The 14,933-nt window shown below is 59.0% G+C and carries 26 protein-coding genes; 11 read left to right on the top strand and 15 right to left on the bottom strand.

Going from position 1 to position 14,933, the window contains the following annotated elements:
• The first annotated feature begins 90 nt into the window (after window positions 1–90).
• From BMX92_RS27105 to BMX92_RS23815, 4 genes are read left to right on the top strand one after another with little or no spacing between them, the layout of a single operon-like run.
• On the top strand, window positions 91–327 hold the full coding sequence (locus tag BMX92_RS27105) for a hypothetical protein (RefSeq protein ID WP_143066880.1): 237 nt from the start codon (window positions 91–93) through the stop codon (window positions 325–327).
• Complete coding sequence (locus tag BMX92_RS23825; protein WP_093021266.1) at window positions 324–644, top strand: hypothetical protein; 321 nt, start codon at window positions 324–326, stop codon at window positions 642–644. Before BMX92_RS27105 ends, BMX92_RS23825 begins: the two co-directional genes overlap by 4 nt.
• Window positions 641–1,045 (top strand): hypothetical protein, encoded by a 405-nt coding sequence (locus tag BMX92_RS23820; protein WP_093021263.1) that lies wholly within the window; start codon window positions 641–643, stop codon window positions 1,043–1,045. Before BMX92_RS23825 ends, BMX92_RS23820 begins: the two co-directional genes overlap by 4 nt.
• On the top strand, window positions 1,042–1,284 hold the full coding sequence (locus BMX92_RS23815) for a hypothetical protein (protein WP_093021259.1): 243 nt from the start codon (window positions 1,042–1,044) through the stop codon (window positions 1,282–1,284). Before BMX92_RS23820 ends, BMX92_RS23815 begins: the two co-directional genes overlap by 4 nt.
• 37 nt (window positions 1,285–1,321) lie before the next feature.
• On the opposite strand, the gene BMX92_RS23810 is transcribed toward BMX92_RS23815, so the two are convergent.
• Window positions 1,322–2,473: an ISL3 family transposase gene (locus tag BMX92_RS23810; protein WP_256213583.1), complete on the bottom strand. Its 1,152-nt coding sequence runs from the start codon at window positions 2,471–2,473 to the stop codon at window positions 1,322–1,324.
• Between BMX92_RS23810 and BMX92_RS28185 the strand changes: the two genes are divergently transcribed.
• Window positions 2,375–2,602: a hypothetical protein gene (locus tag BMX92_RS28185; protein ID WP_093021253.1), complete on the top strand. Its 228-nt coding sequence runs from the start codon at window positions 2,375–2,377 to the stop codon at window positions 2,600–2,602. The genes BMX92_RS23810 and BMX92_RS28185 overlap by 99 nt on opposite strands.
• Before the next feature lie 5 nt (window positions 2,603–2,607).
• Here the strand turns inward: BMX92_RS28185 and BMX92_RS23800 are convergent, their stop codons facing one another.
• The gene (locus tag BMX92_RS23800) at window positions 2,608–2,787 is read right to left on the bottom strand and encodes a hypothetical protein (protein ID WP_093021250.1); all 180 of its coding nucleotides are present in this window, start codon (window positions 2,785–2,787) and stop codon (window positions 2,608–2,610) included.
• 97 nt (window positions 2,788–2,884) lie between these two features.
• On the opposite strand from BMX92_RS23800, the gene BMX92_RS23795 reads away from it, so the two are divergent.
• The 4 genes from BMX92_RS23795 (at window position 2,885) to BMX92_RS23785 (ending at window position 4,768) form a co-directional block, all read left to right on the top strand.
• Window positions 2,885–3,619: a hypothetical protein gene (locus BMX92_RS23795; protein ID WP_093021269.1), complete on the top strand. Its 735-nt coding sequence runs from the start codon at window positions 2,885–2,887 to the stop codon at window positions 3,617–3,619.
• Between the two features lie 258 nt (window positions 3,620–3,877).
• Window positions 3,878–4,135, top strand: a complete 258-nt coding sequence (locus BMX92_RS23790) for a hypothetical protein (RefSeq protein WP_143066878.1) — start codon at window positions 3,878–3,880, stop codon at window positions 4,133–4,135.
• On the top strand, window positions 4,128–4,355 hold the full coding sequence (locus BMX92_RS27560; protein ID WP_177185228.1) for a hypothetical protein: 228 nt from the start codon (window positions 4,128–4,130) through the stop codon (window positions 4,353–4,355). Before BMX92_RS23790 ends, BMX92_RS27560 begins: the two co-directional genes overlap by 8 nt.
• Entirely contained in the window at window positions 4,352–4,768 is a 417-nt protein-coding gene (locus BMX92_RS23785) for a thermonuclease family protein (protein ID WP_177185227.1), read from the top strand. Before BMX92_RS27560 ends, BMX92_RS23785 begins: the two co-directional genes overlap by 4 nt.
• 191 nt (window positions 4,769–4,959) lie before the next feature.
• On the opposite strand, the gene BMX92_RS23780 is transcribed toward BMX92_RS23785, so the two are convergent.
• The 11 genes from BMX92_RS23780 to BMX92_RS23735 all read right to left on the bottom strand — a co-directional run bounded on the left by BMX92_RS23780 (window position 4,960) and on the right by BMX92_RS23735 (window position 12,958).
• Window positions 4,960–5,229, bottom strand: coding sequence for a hypothetical protein (locus BMX92_RS23780; RefSeq protein ID WP_143066877.1), 270 nt, complete (start codon window positions 5,227–5,229; stop codon window positions 4,960–4,962).
• Window positions 5,226–5,819: a hypothetical protein gene (locus BMX92_RS23775; protein ID WP_143066876.1), complete on the bottom strand. Its 594-nt coding sequence runs from the start codon at window positions 5,817–5,819 to the stop codon at window positions 5,226–5,228. The genes BMX92_RS23780 and BMX92_RS23775 overlap by 4 nt, the downstream gene beginning before the upstream one ends.
• Window positions 5,819–6,178 carry a hypothetical protein gene (locus BMX92_RS23770; RefSeq protein ID WP_093021236.1) on the bottom strand — a complete coding sequence of 120 codons (360 nt, stop codon included), beginning with the start codon at window positions 6,176–6,178 and terminating at the stop codon, window positions 5,819–5,821. The genes BMX92_RS23775 and BMX92_RS23770 overlap by 1 nt, the downstream gene beginning before the upstream one ends.
• 14 nt (window positions 6,179–6,192) lie before the next feature.
• Entirely contained in the window at window positions 6,193–6,330 is a 138-nt protein-coding gene (locus BMX92_RS27555) for a hypothetical protein (RefSeq protein ID WP_177185226.1), read from the bottom strand.
• Window positions 6,314–6,580: a hypothetical protein gene (locus tag BMX92_RS23765; protein ID WP_093021233.1), complete on the bottom strand. Its 267-nt coding sequence runs from the start codon at window positions 6,578–6,580 to the stop codon at window positions 6,314–6,316. Before BMX92_RS23765 ends, BMX92_RS27555 begins: the two co-directional genes overlap by 17 nt.
• A 20-nt stretch (window positions 6,581–6,600) precedes the next feature.
• The gene (locus BMX92_RS23760) at window positions 6,601–10,608 is read right to left on the bottom strand and encodes a hypothetical protein (RefSeq protein WP_093021230.1); all 4,008 of its coding nucleotides are present in this window, start codon (window positions 10,606–10,608) and stop codon (window positions 6,601–6,603) included.
• 2 nt (window positions 10,609–10,610) lie between these two features.
• Window positions 10,611–11,225 carry a hypothetical protein gene (locus BMX92_RS23755; RefSeq protein ID WP_093021227.1) on the bottom strand — a complete coding sequence of 205 codons (615 nt, stop codon included), beginning with the start codon at window positions 11,223–11,225 and terminating at the stop codon, window positions 10,611–10,613.
• Window positions 11,226–11,403: 178 nt separating this feature from the next.
• Window positions 11,404–11,700 (bottom strand): hypothetical protein, encoded by a 297-nt coding sequence (locus tag BMX92_RS23750; RefSeq protein ID WP_143066875.1) that lies wholly within the window; start codon window positions 11,698–11,700, stop codon window positions 11,404–11,406.
• Between the two features lie 75 nt (window positions 11,701–11,775).
• Window positions 11,776–11,985 (bottom strand): hypothetical protein, encoded by a 210-nt coding sequence (locus BMX92_RS23745; protein ID WP_093021220.1) that lies wholly within the window; start codon window positions 11,983–11,985, stop codon window positions 11,776–11,778.
• On the bottom strand, window positions 11,982–12,755 hold the full coding sequence (locus tag BMX92_RS27770; RefSeq protein ID WP_218145835.1) for a Rha family transcriptional regulator: 774 nt from the start codon (window positions 12,753–12,755) through the stop codon (window positions 11,982–11,984). The genes BMX92_RS23745 and BMX92_RS27770 overlap by 4 nt, the downstream gene beginning before the upstream one ends.
• A 38-nt stretch (window positions 12,756–12,793) precedes the next feature.
• A complete protein-coding gene (locus tag BMX92_RS23735) occupies window positions 12,794–12,958 on the bottom strand; it encodes an Arc family DNA-binding protein (RefSeq protein WP_093021217.1) in 165 nt (54 codons plus the stop codon).
• 82 nt (window positions 12,959–13,040) lie between these two features.
• Between BMX92_RS23735 and BMX92_RS23730 the strand changes: the two genes are divergently transcribed.
• Together BMX92_RS23730 and BMX92_RS23725 are read left to right on the top strand one after the other, a co-directional pair.
• Window positions 13,041–13,301 (top strand): Arc family DNA-binding protein, encoded by a 261-nt coding sequence (locus BMX92_RS23730; protein ID WP_093021214.1) that lies wholly within the window; start codon window positions 13,041–13,043, stop codon window positions 13,299–13,301.
• Complete coding sequence (locus BMX92_RS23725; RefSeq protein ID WP_093021211.1) at window positions 13,298–13,597, top strand: hypothetical protein; 300 nt, start codon at window positions 13,298–13,300, stop codon at window positions 13,595–13,597. Before BMX92_RS23730 ends, BMX92_RS23725 begins: the two co-directional genes overlap by 4 nt.
• Before the next feature lie 84 nt (window positions 13,598–13,681).
• Here the strand turns inward: BMX92_RS23725 and BMX92_RS23720 are convergent, their stop codons facing one another.
• Together BMX92_RS23720 and BMX92_RS23715 are read right to left on the bottom strand one after the other, a co-directional pair.
• Entirely contained in the window at window positions 13,682–14,212 is a 531-nt protein-coding gene (locus BMX92_RS23720) for an NUMOD4 domain-containing protein (protein ID WP_093021208.1), read from the bottom strand.
• Complete coding sequence (locus BMX92_RS23715; RefSeq protein ID WP_143066874.1) at window positions 14,209–14,523, bottom strand: hypothetical protein; 315 nt, start codon at window positions 14,521–14,523, stop codon at window positions 14,209–14,211. Before BMX92_RS23715 ends, BMX92_RS23720 begins: the two co-directional genes overlap by 4 nt.
• Window positions 14,524–14,933 lie beyond the last annotated feature (410 nt).

Raw genomic sequence — 14,933 nt, 5'->3', positions numbered from 1 at the left:
TGCTGGCCGGTGATTGCGAGAAAGACTTTTGGACGAACCGGCAGCTTTGGCCGCTGATCGTCGCGGAGGTCGCCCTCAAAGGAGAACATCATGAGTGATGAAGAAGAGCGCCGATTTGCGCGGCTGAAAAATGAATACAAAAGATGGGTCAAAGAAAGTGGAGCGGCAGGGGTAATCGCGCGCCTTTTTCTGGCAGTTAGTGGTATTTGGTCTGGTTCAATTGGTGTCGCTTTTCATCAAAGCGCTTGGGAATTAGCGGTCGCAGTGGCCATGTTTCTTTTTGGCCTAGCCGTGTTCGTCAGCCTGCTTTTGGAGGATCGATCATGAGCGATAACGATCAGGATTTGCGGAGCGCGCTGGAGAAGTGCCGCAATCAGTTCGAATTTTACGTGCAACAGCATCTGGCGAAAGCTCCACCTGACATGGAAAAGGCGGCAACGAACCAAGAGTTTGTTGAACTGTGCACCGCCGTCCTCGCCCAACCCGCAGAAAACGCAAAGGGCGGGGATGTGGCGGCTATGCGGGAGGCGGCTGCGAAGGTGGCAGACGGAAACGTCATGAGCGGAAATGGTCGGTACCAGGATGGCTATGACACCGCCGCCCGAAAGATAGCCCGCGCCATTAGGGAGTTGCCGTTGCCATGACCGAATTACCAACCATGCGGGCGGCGTTCCGCACAACCATTTCTGGCGGCGGCAAGTATGAGATGGTTTTCCGCTTCCCCTCCATGGATGCCATGCACATTGCTGATGAAGAGTGGCACACTTTCCGGGCCTCGCAAGAGGTCGAGCCAGCCGCACCTGTCAAGCGAGACTTGACGAGTGGGGAGGACCAAGAGGCGGCCCGCGAGTTGGTGCGCTGGTGGGACACAGGCGTTCTCTTAGGTCCAGTCCTGAAAAGGCAGGCGGAAGAAATGCTTCGCTCTGGCAAGGCGGATGCAGATGGCTATGTCCGCCAAGCTGAGCAGGCCCTGATCGACCGCATTGTACGCCAGTTTGTCGCCCAAGCATCTTACCCCACTGGCGCGGGGGAGAGAAAGGCATGAGCCAGTATCCGAACATTGTGGTCCAAACCGCAAACCCTGACCCCACGATGGCTGTCAACGCCTTCCTGTGGGTCATGAACAGAATAAGGTCGCTTGGAATCGGGATAATCTCGCTGGTTCAGGATCAAGAGAGCGTCGATGACGAAGACGCTTTTGAGGTTCTGGAGTTCATCATGGCGCGGCGAAAAAAGCGCGCGCAAGAGCGCCGCGACGCCGCCCCGATGAAGGAGGGGGAGTGATGGGCATATTTCGTGCGGTTTGGTGCCGCTTAAATGGTCATCCGGCAAACGGGGTTGATATAGCTTCTGGCAGCCAGTCGAGATCGTGAACGATCAGATCGGTAGGCATCGTGTCAATATGATAATGAGTGAACGATTTTGGGGCGATCAGTTGCCCATGGCGAAGCAGCGCCTTCGCCCGTAGCGTCTGGAAGTCCATGCCATTGGCGGCACGGTTGATGTCCTTGATCGACCTGTTCAGGCGCTCGACCTTGGCGCTGGTCCAGCGGTGATCGAAGTAGTTGAAGATTTCCGGCTTCCATCGCTGCATCATGGTCATCAGCCGTTTCCATTCGGCGTGCTGGCCGTTCTTCATCGCGAACTGGACCCATGCGGTATAGGCCTTCTCGGCCGCCTCTCGATCCTTGGCGTCGTAGAAATAATAGAAGTGCTCTTTGATGGTCCATGCGGTTTTCAAGCGCGGGCTGTATTCAAGGAACTCGGCCACCCGATCCTGCTGGCCGCGCTTCATCTGATCCCAATGGCGATCAAAGGCGCGGATCAGTCCGGGTATCTTCTCTCTCGCCTCCTTGGGCAGCTTCGGCGTCTCTGCGACCCGGATGCGATTCCACCAGTAGTTGGCCTTCATGACGACGTGGAACTTGTCCACCACCACCAAGGCTTTCGGGAACAGATCGGTCGCTACACCCTTGTAGGCCCCGGCCATATCTTGGCACCATACCTCGACATTCTGCCAGTTATCCATGCGTTCCATGAAGCCCCGGCGCACGTCAGATTGCGTCCGGCCGGGCAGGACATCCAGTAGCAACCCCTTGCCGACATCCACGATCACACCGCGCGCGCCGCCCAGCACATGGTTCTCATCGATACCGAGGACACGGGGCGCATCGTATCGATAGGCGAGCAGCTTCTCGTCAGCGAAGCTCCTGAACACCCGACGCGCCAGCGTCTCTTCAACGCCATGCATAGCCGAGACATCGGCGAACGTCCGCTTGGCGGAAGACATGGCGATGTCGTAACGCAGCCGGGCCGTGATGTAATGCCGATCGTCCATGTGCGGCACGTCCTGATAGAGCGTCTTGCCGCAGCTATGGCACTTCATCCGCTGGCGCTTCACGACCAGCCATGTTGGCGCAGGGTCGCGCCGCCGGTCGCGATAACGAACCGCCTTGGTCCCGTTCTTGACCAGCTTCTGGGCAAGGCAGCAGATGGCATAGGTCGTATCGATCGGCCGGACGGTAATCAGGACCTCCGCCAGATCGCCCGCGTCATCAAGGATATGCTGGGGTTCGTCGGCGTCGAAGCCGGGCAGGCCTAACCAGTTCAGCGCTTCTTCTCCTGCCGTCGAAGAGCGCTCTCGACCGCGTCCCGAAGGAAGTCAGCCTTCTTTTTGTCGCCGCGAACCGCATCGATTCGGTCGCCCGTTCCCTCTTTCACAAGGAAGGCCAACTGCTCGGTATATTCCTTGGGGCGCGTCACCCGGCGAGGTTTAGCGACTTTCATTCCGCTAGTCGAATCTATCATAACCACTAGTGCTTACCTCTTGTTATCCGCTAGTGGATATGCGATATAACCGCTAGTGGATATGGAGGCAAGTGGCATGGGTCGTAGGGTGATTGTTTGGTTCTCTTGCGGAGCCGCAAGCGCAGTTGCGGCAAAGCTCGCACTGGCAAAATATGGTGCTGAGAATGTGGTCATTGCTTACACCGATCCGGGCGCGGAACATGCAGATAGCGAGCGGTTCTTGCGCGATTGCGAGGTGTGGTTCGGTCAGCCTGTTGTGCGCTTGGCCTCGACCGAATATCGCGACCCATGGGAGGTCTGGGAAAAACGCAAGATGATTGTCCTTCATCATGGCGGCGCGCCTTGCACCGGCGAACTGAAGCGAGTTCCCCGGTTTGAATTCCAACGGCCGGACGACATTCAGGTGTTCGGCTATACGGTCGAGGAAAGAAAGCGGGCGGCTAATTTCCGAGAGAACAACTTCGAGATCGAATTGCTCACCCCTCTGATCGACGCGGGGCTGACCAAGGCGGATTGTCTTGCCATGGTCGAAAGGGCAGGTATCGAACTGCCGGTGATGTATAGATTGGGCTTCCGGAACAACAATTGCATCGGCTGCTGCAAAGGCGGCATGGGCTACTGGAACATGATCCGTAAGCATTTCCCTCCCGTCTTCGACCGGATGGCCGCGCTAGAGCGCAAACTGGGCATGTCCATTTTCAATGGGTTGTATCTCGATGAACTTTCACCCGATCGCGGTGACATCAGGACTGAGCCTGACATTGAATGCTCGATCATGTGCCACATTGCTGAGCATGACATAGCCGCTTAACCAGTGCCTAGTTGATGGAAGGGACGCCCTCCCTTGGGCTATTTGGGTAAGCCCCTTCCGGTCGTCCCTCCCATCAACACAACCGTCGCATCAACCCGAAATGCCGGAGAACCGCTTAAATCACCCTGTCACCAATTTTCTGTGGAATGGGAAATTGGGCAAATGGATGCATTGGTGCCACCGATGCGGTGACTGGCGAAAATGCGCGAGATGGCGGCTCGAAAACAAGATGTTGAGCATGATGAAGGACGCGGATCGATGACCGACCCAGAACGCATAGCGGCGGGGCTGAGTGAGGCGCAGAAAAAGGCGTTGCTTCATCCGAACGCCGGTAAATGCTCATACCGATGGGCGTCGATGCGCACGGTTGAAGCGCTTTACAATCGCGGCCTGTGTCGGCGCAACACGGACGGGCGCGGCACTATGTTTTCTCCGCAAACAGCGATCGTCTGGCCCCTGACCCCTCTCGGCCTCGCCGTCCGCGCCATCCTCATGAAGGGAGCAAGCAATGGTTGAGGTGAGCCAGAGGGCGAGAGAGGCCTATGTCGAGTTATTCAATCCACCAGCGTTTGATCGGCGGCGGATAATTGCTGGCGAATGGGATGCGGTGACCGGCCTGCAATTGTTTGCCCGCTTTGAAGCCGAAACGATCGCCAGCGCCACCGAATACATCTGCAAATGCGGCCGGCGCGTCGAGCCGCATCGTTGTCACCAAGCTGGAGATCCTGCGTTTTGATCCTTCCCATCCTCCTGGCCATCTACCAGATCCCGATGACCTGCGTGGCCGTGGATGGTGACACCCTCAAATGCCCGGAGATCGGCCGCGTCAGGCTCCTCGGCATCGATGCGCCAGAAATGCCCGGCCATTGCCGCAAAGGCCGCGTCTGCGCGCCCGGCGACCCGCAGAAAAGCAAAGCGCACCTCGCCAAGCTGATCCGTGGCGACGTGGTGATTTCGCCGGTCACGCGGGACAGATATGGGCGGACGGTCGGGCAGGTCTACAGCGGCGGGAAGAACCTGGCGTGCGAGCAGTTGCGGGCCGGGATGGCCGTGTACAAGCGCGCTTGGGACAACGGCCGGCGGTTGGCGAAAAAGTGCAGGGCGGCTGACGCTAAAACTCAGCCGGGCAAACCCGATCAATCGTCCTGATCGCCAATTCCGCAGCCGTGCGGACCTTCTCCGCGCTGGCGCAGTCGACGGAGGGGAGGGACTGGCAACCGGCCAGCAGGAGGATGGGAAGGAGCCGGATCACCGACGCACCAGATGATTGGCCGCGATGCAGGCGCAACAGCCCAGCACCGCCACGGTCAGCCAGAACAGGCCCATTGCCGCTTCGGGGGTCATGGCTGCGTCTCCTCCGGCGACGTGGCAGGCGGCAGTTTCGCAATCAGTTGCTCGCTGACGACATCCGCATTGTCGCGGGCCTTGAAGGTTCCGATGACGCCGATCAGGCCGGTCACAGCGGCACCGATGAAGCCCAGCGCCGCCACGATCTGGGGCAGGTGGGTATCTGGCTCCACGACCACACAGATGACCGCCGCCACGATGGTCATGATGACGATCGCGGCGAGCGTAGCGAGATATGACAGGACGTTGTGACGGTTGTTCATCGCGCCCAATCTCCGGTCTTCTTTTGCAGCCAGGACAGAAATTCACCGACCGTCTTATTCTGGAGGATCGACGGGTTCGCCTTGGTTGCCGCTGAGCCGGCGATCAGATCAGCGCGCGCCTTGGTATCGGCGCCGATGACAGCCGCTGCCGTGACCGGGCCGAAGAAGTGGGCGGCATAGAGGGAGGCCTTGTTGATCGGGATACCCTTGGCGCGCAAATAGGCCGCGTTTTTGGCGGTAAACGTCTTAGCTCTCGCGGTCTGCTCGTCGGTCGATGGCTTGAGGCCGCCGAAAGCTGCGTTACCGTCAGATCCCCACGACCCACCTTCACCCAGCCAAGTTGACTTGATGAACTGGTACAGGCCGGACGCGCTGGAGGTGCTAGCCTTGATATATGGGCGGTCGCCGCTTTCGATCTTGGAGAGCATCGGCCAATAGTCGTCAGGCAACCCGGTCGCTGCCGTCGCTTTCGGCGGCGCCAGCTTGTCGAGCATCGCGATCGTGTCGCGGCCAGCCCAGCCATCGACCGGCGACAGGCCGGTGCGCTCCTGAAAGAGGCGCACGAAAGCATCGTCTTCGATCGTCGTCATCATTCACCTCCCATTTGGGCCAGCCGGTCCGCCGCGACGATCGCCTGCGCCTTCTGGTCAATGATACCCTTGCCCTCGACCACGGCGCGCAGCTTCAGAACCTCCGCCTCCGCTTTCGAGTGCATCCGCTGACAGTCAGCCAGCATCTTCTCGACCGCATCCAGCCGTTCGGTCAGTGTCTCGATGCGCTTTTCGAGGGCGGAGATCAGCTTTGCCGCCGTGTCGTCCAGACGGGCCTCACGCTTGTCCAGGCGGCCCGCGATCCATTCGGCGAACCACTTGATCGCGAAGAAGCCGCCCCCGGCACCACCGCCCAGGCCGACCACCGCGCCGAGTTGTTCGATATATTCAGAGGCCACGCCCTAACTCCCTTTTACCGCCCCTTGGCGCGCCGATCCCACCAGCGCCGGAACATCGGGTTGTCGGCGAAGTGCTGCTTGAGTTGCGCCTCGCTCATCTGACCGCTTGCGAAGCAGGTCCGCAGCGTCTCGAAATCAGCGGGCCGGAACATCGGGCGCCTCCGGGGCGTTTGGGCCAAGAGCGGGTTCAGGGGCCGGCGCTTCCGGAGACGGCGCCCCAGGCGAGAGCGGCGGTTCATCCTGAACGATGGAGGCGCGAGAGAATGCCTGTTTGACCGACGCTATGTCGTTCAGCGCCTCTTGCGTGCGCGCCTGCTCCAGCGTCTTTTCGATCTCCTGAATGTTCAGAAGGCTCATTGCCTTCTGAGCTGCGGCCAGGTCCACCTTGATCATCGGTTGCATTCTTGACTCCCTTTTAAAAATCACGCAGCCCGACAGGTAATCGTGAACTGCATGCGGAAATTGGTGCCGGTGCGATCCATGTCGCGCGCGCTGATACTGCGATCGACCGTGCTGGACCCCAGCCAGCGCAGCCGCGCGTAGAACTGGCCTGCTGGCATTTGGGCAGAGAGGCCGCGCGAAGCGGTCGGCCATGTGACGCCAGCGTTGAGCCCGGCGGCCCCTTCGCCATTGCCGCCGCCAGTAGGCGCGGCCGCCCATGGAAAGCCCGAGGCCAGTGTCCTGAATTTGGTGCCAGCGGGTACGGTCTGTGATTTGTTGACCGTGTACTGGCCGCCGCCCAAAACGGCGGTGATGACCGTCCCGGCCGTCACGCCGTCTCCCGTGATTCCGTGGCCAAGAGCGAACACACCATCCGTCAGCGTCAGCGTCGTTGAGCTGATCGACCCGGTGCCGTTCCGCTGCACAACACTCGCGCCGGTCAGTGTGGTCGAGGAAATCGTCTGCGATCGGGAAACCCGATATTGCCCGCCGCCCAATATGTCGGTGATCGTCGTACCAGTCAGCAGGCCGGCCCCGCCCACCACCATGCCAACTTCCCAGCCGGACCCGGACACGGTCATGATGCCGCGTGAGAGCGGGAGGCTGGCGGCGTCTGGTACGATCGTCCCAGTGCCAGTGGCCAAGACGAAGCTCTGGCCCGCGATCCGGATTTCGCCGTCGACGATCGCCCGCACCTCTGCCGAAGCAGCGGTCTGCGACGTGTCGACCGTATAGGTGCCCGTGCCGCCGGTGCCGGTCCCGAGCGCCGTGATCGTCGTTCCGGTCGCGATATTCACGCCACGGATCGCCTGCCCCACCGCGAGCGCGCCGCTGGTGACCGCAGATACAGTCATCGTCGTACCGCTGACCGACGCGGTCACAACTGCTGCATCGACAAAGCTGTATGGGCTGATCAATGATGCATGGATCGTCATCTCATCATCGGTGGCCGAGCGCGAAATATGACATTCATTGGTTGTCGGCGCGTCGAACAGGACGCCGCCACCCACCGCTATCGGCGCCATGGTGATAAAATCCGACAGCGGAACGCCATTCTTGTAGATCGACAGGCCGCCGCTCAGCGTGCGGGCGAAATGCATCGAACCCGTGACCGTCGCGCTCAGCGACAGACCATTGTCGCCATAACCGGAATTTCTGGCCGTGGAGACATTGTCATAGGTGACGTCGGAGAATGAGCCCTGCGTATTGTTCAGTTCATGCGCGCGTAGCGCATTGGGGAGATTGCGCGCGACACCTCGCCATTTGTTATTGCGGCAGGCTATGTTCTGGCCGCCATCGGTGAAGTCCTGCAATCTGACAAGGGCATGGGAGTTCGTGTCCGGCCAGTCCACTTGCGCAATGTCGAATTCAATGTCGCAATCATGCGCCCCTTCCAGCCGAAATGCTTGCGGGGCCGTGGGAAGCACATAAGCCGGCGTGGCTGCACCCGCCTCACGCGGTCGAAAGCCGAAATCCCGCCCCACGATACCGGTAGCCTTGATCGTGCCGCCGCCCAGAGTGAAGAGCAGGCGGCCTTCGCACTTCTCGAAATAGATATCGCTGGCCAGAAGCGTGCCCGCTTCCTCGAAATAGCCCAGCCCATCCCACCAGTAGATGCCAAAGCCGGACCCGCAACCATAGGCGCGGCAACCGTTGATAACCAGGCTGTGGCGGCCCGCCCGCGTCATCCCGACGCAGGTGTTGCACGACAGAAAGATGAGGTCCCGAAGGCGCATATGCGTGCCGAGACTGTTATAGACACCCTTGTCGGGTTGACCTTCAAAGGTACTGCGGCTGCCAAAGACGTTGGTGCAGCCCGTCGTGGAGACGCCGCTGTCACCTTTGAATGCTTCGAGATTGTCGCGGAAATCCTTACCCGCATAGAAATACATAAGGTCGAAGGTGAAGGTGCCGGCGTCGCGGACTGTCAGACCGGTGCCGGAAGGCTGCGCCTCCGCGAACGTGCGCCGGCTGTTATCGATCTTGAAACCTTTAACAATCACGTCAGGCTTGATCGTCGTATCGCAATTGACGCGCAGCACCGCGAGATCGTTGGCCACGGTGTCGGCAATCCCGACCAGCACCGCGCCCACCAGCCCGCGAATGACCAGCTTTTTCGTGGTCTTGGTGACAGCGCCGATATTGGCGGGCGTCGTCCACCACTGGCCGCCCGGAATGACAAGATCGGCGTCCAGCGCCATGGCCTTTTCGGCGGCGGCCACGATCGCGGTAGCATTGTCAAACGCCGGGTTGTTGGCCTGCGCCCCGAACTGCGGGTCGGACAGCCAGACCTGACCGCGCTGCACCGCCCGCGCTGCACCGGAAGCCTCATAATAGAGGACCGTGTTTTCAGCCGTGTTGATGTCCTGCGCGATCAGGTTCGCGCCGAAACTCGTATAGGCTGGGAACCCGCCGGGCGCGCCGAGGGCAATGTCCGCGCCGTTGAGGCGTGCGACGATCTGGTTGTTATAGTGCCAGATATCGCCGTTTGACTTGGCAGTCGGCGCGGCGCCCATCGGGTTGAGATTGAGCGCGCCGGTGGAGCGGATCGTTACGTCGCCCGTGTTGGACGCGCCGCGCCCGAACAGGATTTCGGTCGCAGCACCAGCCTTGCCCCGGTAGGCCATCCAGGCGCCTACGCTGATGTCATTATCGACCGCCATGAAGGTCCGGTGCTCGACGCTCATCCAGTCGGTGCCGGCAGCATATCGCCGGAACCCTTGCGTCATCTGGAAGAGGTTGCCGCCTGCACTCGTCGATCGTGCCGTTGATGCCTGCGCATTGACGAACGAGCCCAGCGTAGAAGGCAGGATTTGCGAACGGACTATAAGCGGCGTCGAGCCGTCATAGCCGTTCTCGATGATCATGCCGGTGCCGGTGAAGTCCTGCACCTGAACGCCTGTCGTGATCTTCGACCGGATCGAGCCATCATGACCGACCCATGGAGCGATCGGATAGCCGCCGACCGCGATGCCCACGCCGAAAGCTGGCGTGGCGTTGGCATGCTGGCCGTTCGGCGTGCCATAGGGGCCCGCCCAGCCCGCCACCTGAAAACCGGCGTCCATCGTATAAGTCGTGACTTCATCGACCGCACCGAACGATCCGCCGCCCTGTGTCAGGGTGGTGGCGAGAACGATTTTGCCGACAGACCCATAATAGCGAACGCCACCGATCAGCCCAGGTCCGCCGCCGGGCGCCTGCTTCCGAAACAGGTGGACGTCGCCCATATATTGCTCGCGGGCGGCCACCGGCCCGGCCAGCGTGCTGTCCATCCCCCACCAGTTAGCCCCGCCATTCGTTCGGTCAGGACGCGCGCGGAGCACCCGGATTTCAGGCGCAAATTCCATCGATCCGGGGTTTGCGCCCCGGTCAGTATCGAACACATAAACGCTGGTCGTGCGGGAGACGGCAGAGCCGCGCTGCGGGCTGCTATACCCGACATATTGGGAGCTGATCGAGGATATGCCGGTGATATTTTCCAGCCCGGCCCCGGCCGCCAGTTGGCGATCGTTCACAAGGAAGGCATTGTTCGCCACCATGTCCCCGTTGGCCGAGAACGCTGGAGCTGCGCCACTGATCGTCTTGTTGACCAGCACCCGGTCGGCCACGTTGACCGGCCCGGTGAAGACGGGGGATGCCTTGGGGGCCTTGTCGTCAAGCGAAGTCTGGACATTGCTGCCATCGGTCGTGCTGATTTGCTCAGCCGCCGTGATGACATTGTTTAGCAGCGAATAGTTTTCGAACTCACGATAGAGCGTGCCGCCGACATAGAATTGCAGCTTATACTTGCTCGTTGCTTCGGCATAGAAACTGTAGGTGCCGGTCGAATCCGTGAGCGCTTCGTAATTCGGTAGCGGCGTTCCCAACTCATCCGAGTAGATCGGCGCGGGCAGGTTGCTGTCCTGATAGCGCAGACGAACCGAAGCGCCTTGAATCGGCACGCCGGTGTTCTTGTTGACCACAAGATCGAAGATATGAATGAGCGCCATGGTCAGTAGCCCACAGCGATGTACCAGCACGCGGCAGCGTTGCTGGCGTTGAAAACCTGAAAGCCTGTAGTGCTGGCAGAGCTGAGGCCCGGATTGTTGTCCTGCGCGGTCGAAGAAAATTCGCCAACGCCGGACATTACCGGAAAAGACGCAGTCGGAAATGGCGCGCTATACGCAATTGATGTATAGCCATTAGCAGATGCAGTGAAGGTGCCCCACCCGACCTGAAAATGCTTATCCCCGATAACGAACCGAAGATGCCCAGGATTGGCCAGATTCGCAGAGTTGACCGATACCGCCCCAATTGCTTGCGCGATTTGGAAACCGGATGTCATGGCTAATATGCTGCGAGCGAAAGCCGTTAAATCGGCAGTTTCGAATACATCTGCGCTGGCGGCGTAGATCAGCTTATTTGTGGCGGTTGTGACGGCCGCGAGAGCGGACAGCGTCGCGTCGCTGGGCTGAAACCCCGAACCGCCGTCGAGCCATGCTGCAAACTCAGCCATCAGTTCACGGATGGCGTTGTTGACGTTCCCCGCAGGGCAGTTTTCGGCGATGTTGATCCCGCCGATCGACGTGTTCAGGCTTGGATCGGTATTCCAGTCAGCGACGGCCAATGCCTCATTCCTAATCCGGCGAGAGGCGGGGTTGCCGCTGCATTCTCGCGATGTGGGATTAGGGATGATTGGCGCGCGACCCGTGGCGGCGGCTCAGTTCCCGGTGATGCCCGCAATTTAGCAGAAAATGCGGGGGAGGGAAGGGGGAAGATGCGGCGGCGCGAAGGCCGCCGATAGGTTAGTGCGCTCCATTCTGGCTGGGCTGGGCGCGGTAGATCATGCCGCCGTGGCGCATGGTGTCGCCAGCATTCAACAGTTCGCGTTTGATCTTGGCGGCCTTGAGGTCGTCGCTCCACATTTCGAGCATCGGCCCGGCCGTGGCGGCGTGGATCTGCAACACTCGGTCATTGGGGAATCGTTCCGCATCCTCGATCCAGCCGAGGAGCTTCTTCACCATGCGCTCGCACTGGCGGACCTTTTGGTCGGCAAGCACTTCTGCGGGGAATGCAACTATGTTATTGGGGCGGGTAGCCATGACTAAGGTGCTCCTTAGTTGAGGGTTAGGAGCGGCGCGGGTGTGCGAGACCCGCGCCGTTCTGATTTTAGTGGGTTAGTCTACGGCCAATGTCGGATTGCAATCCATCACCGGAACGCCATAGCTGTGCGCCTCGACCAGCGCCTTCTCGTGCGAAGGCTGATCGTCCATAATGATGTGCGAGCCGTCATCGAAGTATACGTCGATCAGCCACGCACGCTTGCCGGTTTCATCGGGATTGGCCCAAAGAACCTCGACCTTTTCATATTGCAGTTCCTTGGTCACTGAACCGTCTCCTGATCCTGAATGCGTCGGATGATGGAGCTTGGCCACTTCAATTGCCGGATCGGCGTCCCGGTGCTGTGCTTCTTGCCGGTGTCCTGCATCGTGCCGCCAGCCTCCTGACCAGCGTCGGTCAGCTCGTAGTAAACATGGCCCTTCGCGTCGCGGAAATCCTGTTGCAGCCCCATATTGCAGAGGATGCGATTCACCGCTTGCCCGGAGCCCTTTCCAGAGCGTCGGCCGATCTCGGTAGGCGTCAGGAGCGCTTCGTTCTGCGGAGCGTCGATATGAGTGATTCCCATTAAGCCAAGAGTATCGACGCCAGTCATAGCCACCGTCGCGCGATTTGCGGACATTGCAGCCTGATTGCCTGAAAGTCCGATCAGTTTGGCCAGCCGGAGGTGCTGGCCGAAGCATAGACGTACCTCACGCGAAACGTCGATGCGGGGCATCCGAACAGGGGCGGTCAACCGCGCCTTTTCCAATTCGGCCCACCGATCGACAAGGCGAGCAGTGAACTCCGGCGAAAGTTGGGCGACGACGATGATACTGTCGCGCTTCCCTTGCTCGCCGGAGAAGACGTACATGGTCGTCGGACGACCATTCGTGGGCTTCTCCTCAATTTGAGGTAAAGTGATCACACCCCGCTCAGCGAGAGTTTCGATGGTGCGACGCACATTGTCATGGCGCTTGCCGACCAAATCGGCAATTTCCAGACTGGTCATCTTGGCTGGCGTTTTTCCGCCGCCACTGCTACCTATGAGAGCATTCATTGGTTGGTTCCTTTGATAAGGCGTCGAGCCCTGGTTGTCTAGGCCGTGGGGTTCGACGCCGCTTTCTCTGCGGCAACGTCCTTTTTCAGGACGTGCACAATGTGGTTATTCATCGAACGGCCGTCTCGGCGTGCGAGCGCCTTCACTTCGGCTTTCAGGTCATCCGGTATTCGCAGGCCGAATGGTGCAATCTGGTGTGTCATACGCTCCTCTATAGCTGCCAATGGAAGTTAGCTACCATTGGAAGTCATTGCCTGTCAACATCGATGATTGCAAAAGGCAGTCATGAGCGAATCTGAGAAGCGCATTGCCCCTTTTGGCCTTCGCCTGCCGCCTGCATTAAAAGCGCGGGTTCAGAAGTCAGCGGACGATGCTAATCGCTCCCTCAATGCCGAAATCATCGCCCGCCTAGAGTCTTCATTCGAAGGGCCAAGTCGCGAAGAGTACGATGCTATGAAAAAATGGACGCAGGATATTTTGAAGACGGCTCTGGATGTGGCTGTGGAGCAAATTATTGCCGAAAAAGATACCGGGAGAGGCGAATGAGCCACGTTAACCTCTTTCAAAATGGAAACAACGCAGAGGAAGTTTACGACAGTCTTTTGCGCGACCAAAAGCGCGACTTCCAGAAAATAGCCACACTAGACCTTATTGCTGGGTTTTCTGTATTGGCTGCAGTTGCAAATTTTCATGGGTATCGTGAATGGTTTATTGCTGCGGCGGCCATTTTCGGATTTTGGTCAATTAGATATTTCATCGACGTAACGGTACGCAATTACTACCTACACCGTCTTGACTGGGATGCCGCTTTAGAGGTGGAGCGGCAGCAGCCTTTCAGATAATGGAGTTGGGTGCAAATCGACTGGAACATCATAGCGGCATCCGCCGGTTTCGCAGGCGCCCGCGCGCTTATGTTCGAATACCAGTCATTTACGCTGGGTATGCTTAACGATATTGAACGCCTGTGATCGTGAACAGCCAACAAATTCAGCTATTTGGCTGTACGTTTTACCCTCAGATTTTAACCGCCTGACAATCGAGACTTGTTCATCAGAATACTTTAAGTTGTGATGGCGGGCGCCTTTGACAGTCCTGCCATGGGAATGCCGATCCTCAGCATTTTCTTTGGCGCTGACCCAGCGCAAATTCTCCGGTTTGTTGTTGATCCTAGTACCATCCCTGTGCGCCACCTGCGATGTTGATTTCGGCGCTGTCCCATGGAATGCCGAGCAAACTAGGCGATGCACTGCAATAGTAACTTCACTCTCGCCAGCAGTTAAGGTCACATGCGGGTATCCGGTGGATTTGATGCCGGCTGTCAAAATTCTGATTTTTGTTCGCCCCCTAATACTTCCGCGAACCACGTTGCGAGGCAGGCTCCGAATGCGGCCAAGGGAAGAGGCTTGGTAAAGCCCCTCCCAGCCGGGAATGTCGCGCCATTCTTCGGGGGTGGTCATGCAACACCTACCGTTTCTGCATAAGTTATGCCGTTGTAGATCAACCCGGTTTTGAGAGCCGCCTCACGTGCGATGAGTTCATCCTCCCAGAACATAAGCGCCCCGCGCTTAGCAGCGTATTTTAATTGTTTTTCGGCAGGACAGAACAACTTAAAATCGGCCACTTCTTCGCGGAGTGTTGCGACGCGATAGCGCGCTTCTTCGGCGCTGTCCTCCAGCGTCCAAAATTCATGAGGCTTTGACATCCATGCAACAGGGTCGTGTGGGACTTGACGAGCGCGCTGGGGGAATGGGATAATTTGTGCAGCCATTGCGATCACTCCAATGATCGTTGCGGTTAGAGCCGGTCGGAAGCTCCAACTTCCAACCGGCTTGCCCACTATGTACGTACACTTGACCATGGTGTCAATGGGGTGTACGGACAAAATCATGTCAGATGAAACAAAATCCGTTAGGTTCGAAATGCGCGCCTCCGAAGATTGGCTGCGCATGGTCGATGAATGGCGTAGAACGCAGCCTGACCTACCTCCAAGAGCGGAGGCAATTCGCCGTCTTGTCGAAAAGGGGCTTTCGTCGTAACTCCAGTGTGTGGACGCAAACTGGCAAATCTTCCTGGCAGCACTTGGCGGCGGCGCGGCGCGCGCGGCACTGTACGAGTACCGGGACTGGAAGGCGCGACGCCGCGAAATTCCCCTCGATCTCAACCCCAGGACCGGCGTGT

The sequence above is a fragment of the Sphingobium sp. YR768 genome (genome assembly GCF_900111125.1).
Taxonomy (GTDB): domain Bacteria; phylum Pseudomonadota; class Alphaproteobacteria; order Sphingomonadales; family Sphingomonadaceae; genus Sphingobium.
This window is presented reverse-complemented; position numbering and strand designations above follow the sequence as displayed.

What these genes read in the sequence shown, in the direction of transcription:
- BMX92_RS23775 (WP_143066876.1), bottom strand. Translation starts at nt 5,819, where the DNA reads ATGACGACGATCGAAGACGATGCTTTCGTGCGCCTCTTTCAGGAGCGC.
- BMX92_RS23815 (WP_093021259.1), top strand. Translation starts at nt 1,042, where the DNA reads ATGAGCCAGTATCCGAACATTGTGGTCCAAACCGCAAACCCTGACCCC.
- BMX92_RS23760 (WP_093021230.1), bottom strand. Translation starts at nt 10,608, where the DNA reads ATGGCGCTCATTCATATCTTCGATCTTGTGGTCAACAAGAACACCGGC.
- BMX92_RS23800 (WP_093021250.1), bottom strand. Translation starts at nt 2,787, where the DNA reads ATGAAAGTCGCTAAACCTCGCCGGGTGACGCGCCCCAAGGAATATACC.
- BMX92_RS23730 (WP_093021214.1), top strand. Translation starts at nt 13,041, where the DNA reads ATGAGCGAATCTGAGAAGCGCATTGCCCCTTTTGGCCTTCGCCTGCCG.
- BMX92_RS27105 (WP_143066880.1), top strand. Translation starts at nt 91, where the DNA reads ATGAGTGATGAAGAAGAGCGCCGATTTGCGCGGCTGAAAAATGAATAC.
- BMX92_RS23795 (WP_093021269.1), top strand. Translation starts at nt 2,885, where the DNA reads ATGGGTCGTAGGGTGATTGTTTGGTTCTCTTGCGGAGCCGCAAGCGCA.
- BMX92_RS23720 (WP_093021208.1), bottom strand. Translation starts at nt 14,212, where the DNA reads ATGACCACCCCCGAAGAATGGCGCGACATTCCCGGCTGGGAGGGGCTT.
- BMX92_RS23715 (WP_143066874.1), bottom strand. Translation starts at nt 14,523, where the DNA reads ATGGCTGCACAAATTATCCCATTCCCCCAGCGCGCTCGTCAAGTCCCA.
- BMX92_RS23790 (WP_143066878.1), top strand. Translation starts at nt 3,878, where the DNA reads ATGACCGACCCAGAACGCATAGCGGCGGGGCTGAGTGAGGCGCAGAAA.
- BMX92_RS23820 (WP_093021263.1), top strand. Translation starts at nt 641, where the DNA reads ATGACCGAATTACCAACCATGCGGGCGGCGTTCCGCACAACCATTTCT.
- BMX92_RS27560 (WP_177185228.1), top strand. Translation starts at nt 4,128, where the DNA reads ATGGTTGAGGTGAGCCAGAGGGCGAGAGAGGCCTATGTCGAGTTATTC.
- BMX92_RS23750 (WP_143066875.1), bottom strand. Translation starts at nt 11,700, where the DNA reads ATGGCTACCCGCCCCAATAACATAGTTGCATTCCCCGCAGAAGTGCTT.
- BMX92_RS23825 (WP_093021266.1), top strand. Translation starts at nt 324, where the DNA reads ATGAGCGATAACGATCAGGATTTGCGGAGCGCGCTGGAGAAGTGCCGC.
- BMX92_RS28185 (WP_093021253.1), top strand. Translation starts at nt 2,375, where the DNA reads ATGGCACTTCATCCGCTGGCGCTTCACGACCAGCCATGTTGGCGCAGG.
- BMX92_RS23735 (WP_093021217.1), bottom strand. Translation starts at nt 12,958, where the DNA reads ATGACACACCAGATTGCACCATTCGGCCTGCGAATACCGGATGACCTG.
- BMX92_RS27770 (WP_218145835.1), bottom strand. Translation starts at nt 12,755, where the DNA reads ATGAATGCTCTCATAGGTAGCAGTGGCGGCGGAAAAACGCCAGCCAAG.
- BMX92_RS27555 (WP_177185226.1), bottom strand. Translation starts at nt 6,330, where the DNA reads ATGTTCCGGCCCGCTGATTTCGAGACGCTGCGGACCTGCTTCGCAAGC.
- BMX92_RS23780 (WP_143066877.1), bottom strand. Translation starts at nt 5,229, where the DNA reads ATGAACAACCGTCACAACGTCCTGTCATATCTCGCTACGCTCGCCGCG.
- BMX92_RS23725 (WP_093021211.1), top strand. Translation starts at nt 13,298, where the DNA reads ATGAGCCACGTTAACCTCTTTCAAAATGGAAACAACGCAGAGGAAGTT.
- BMX92_RS23765 (WP_093021233.1), bottom strand. Translation starts at nt 6,580, where the DNA reads ATGCAACCGATGATCAAGGTGGACCTGGCCGCAGCTCAGAAGGCAATG.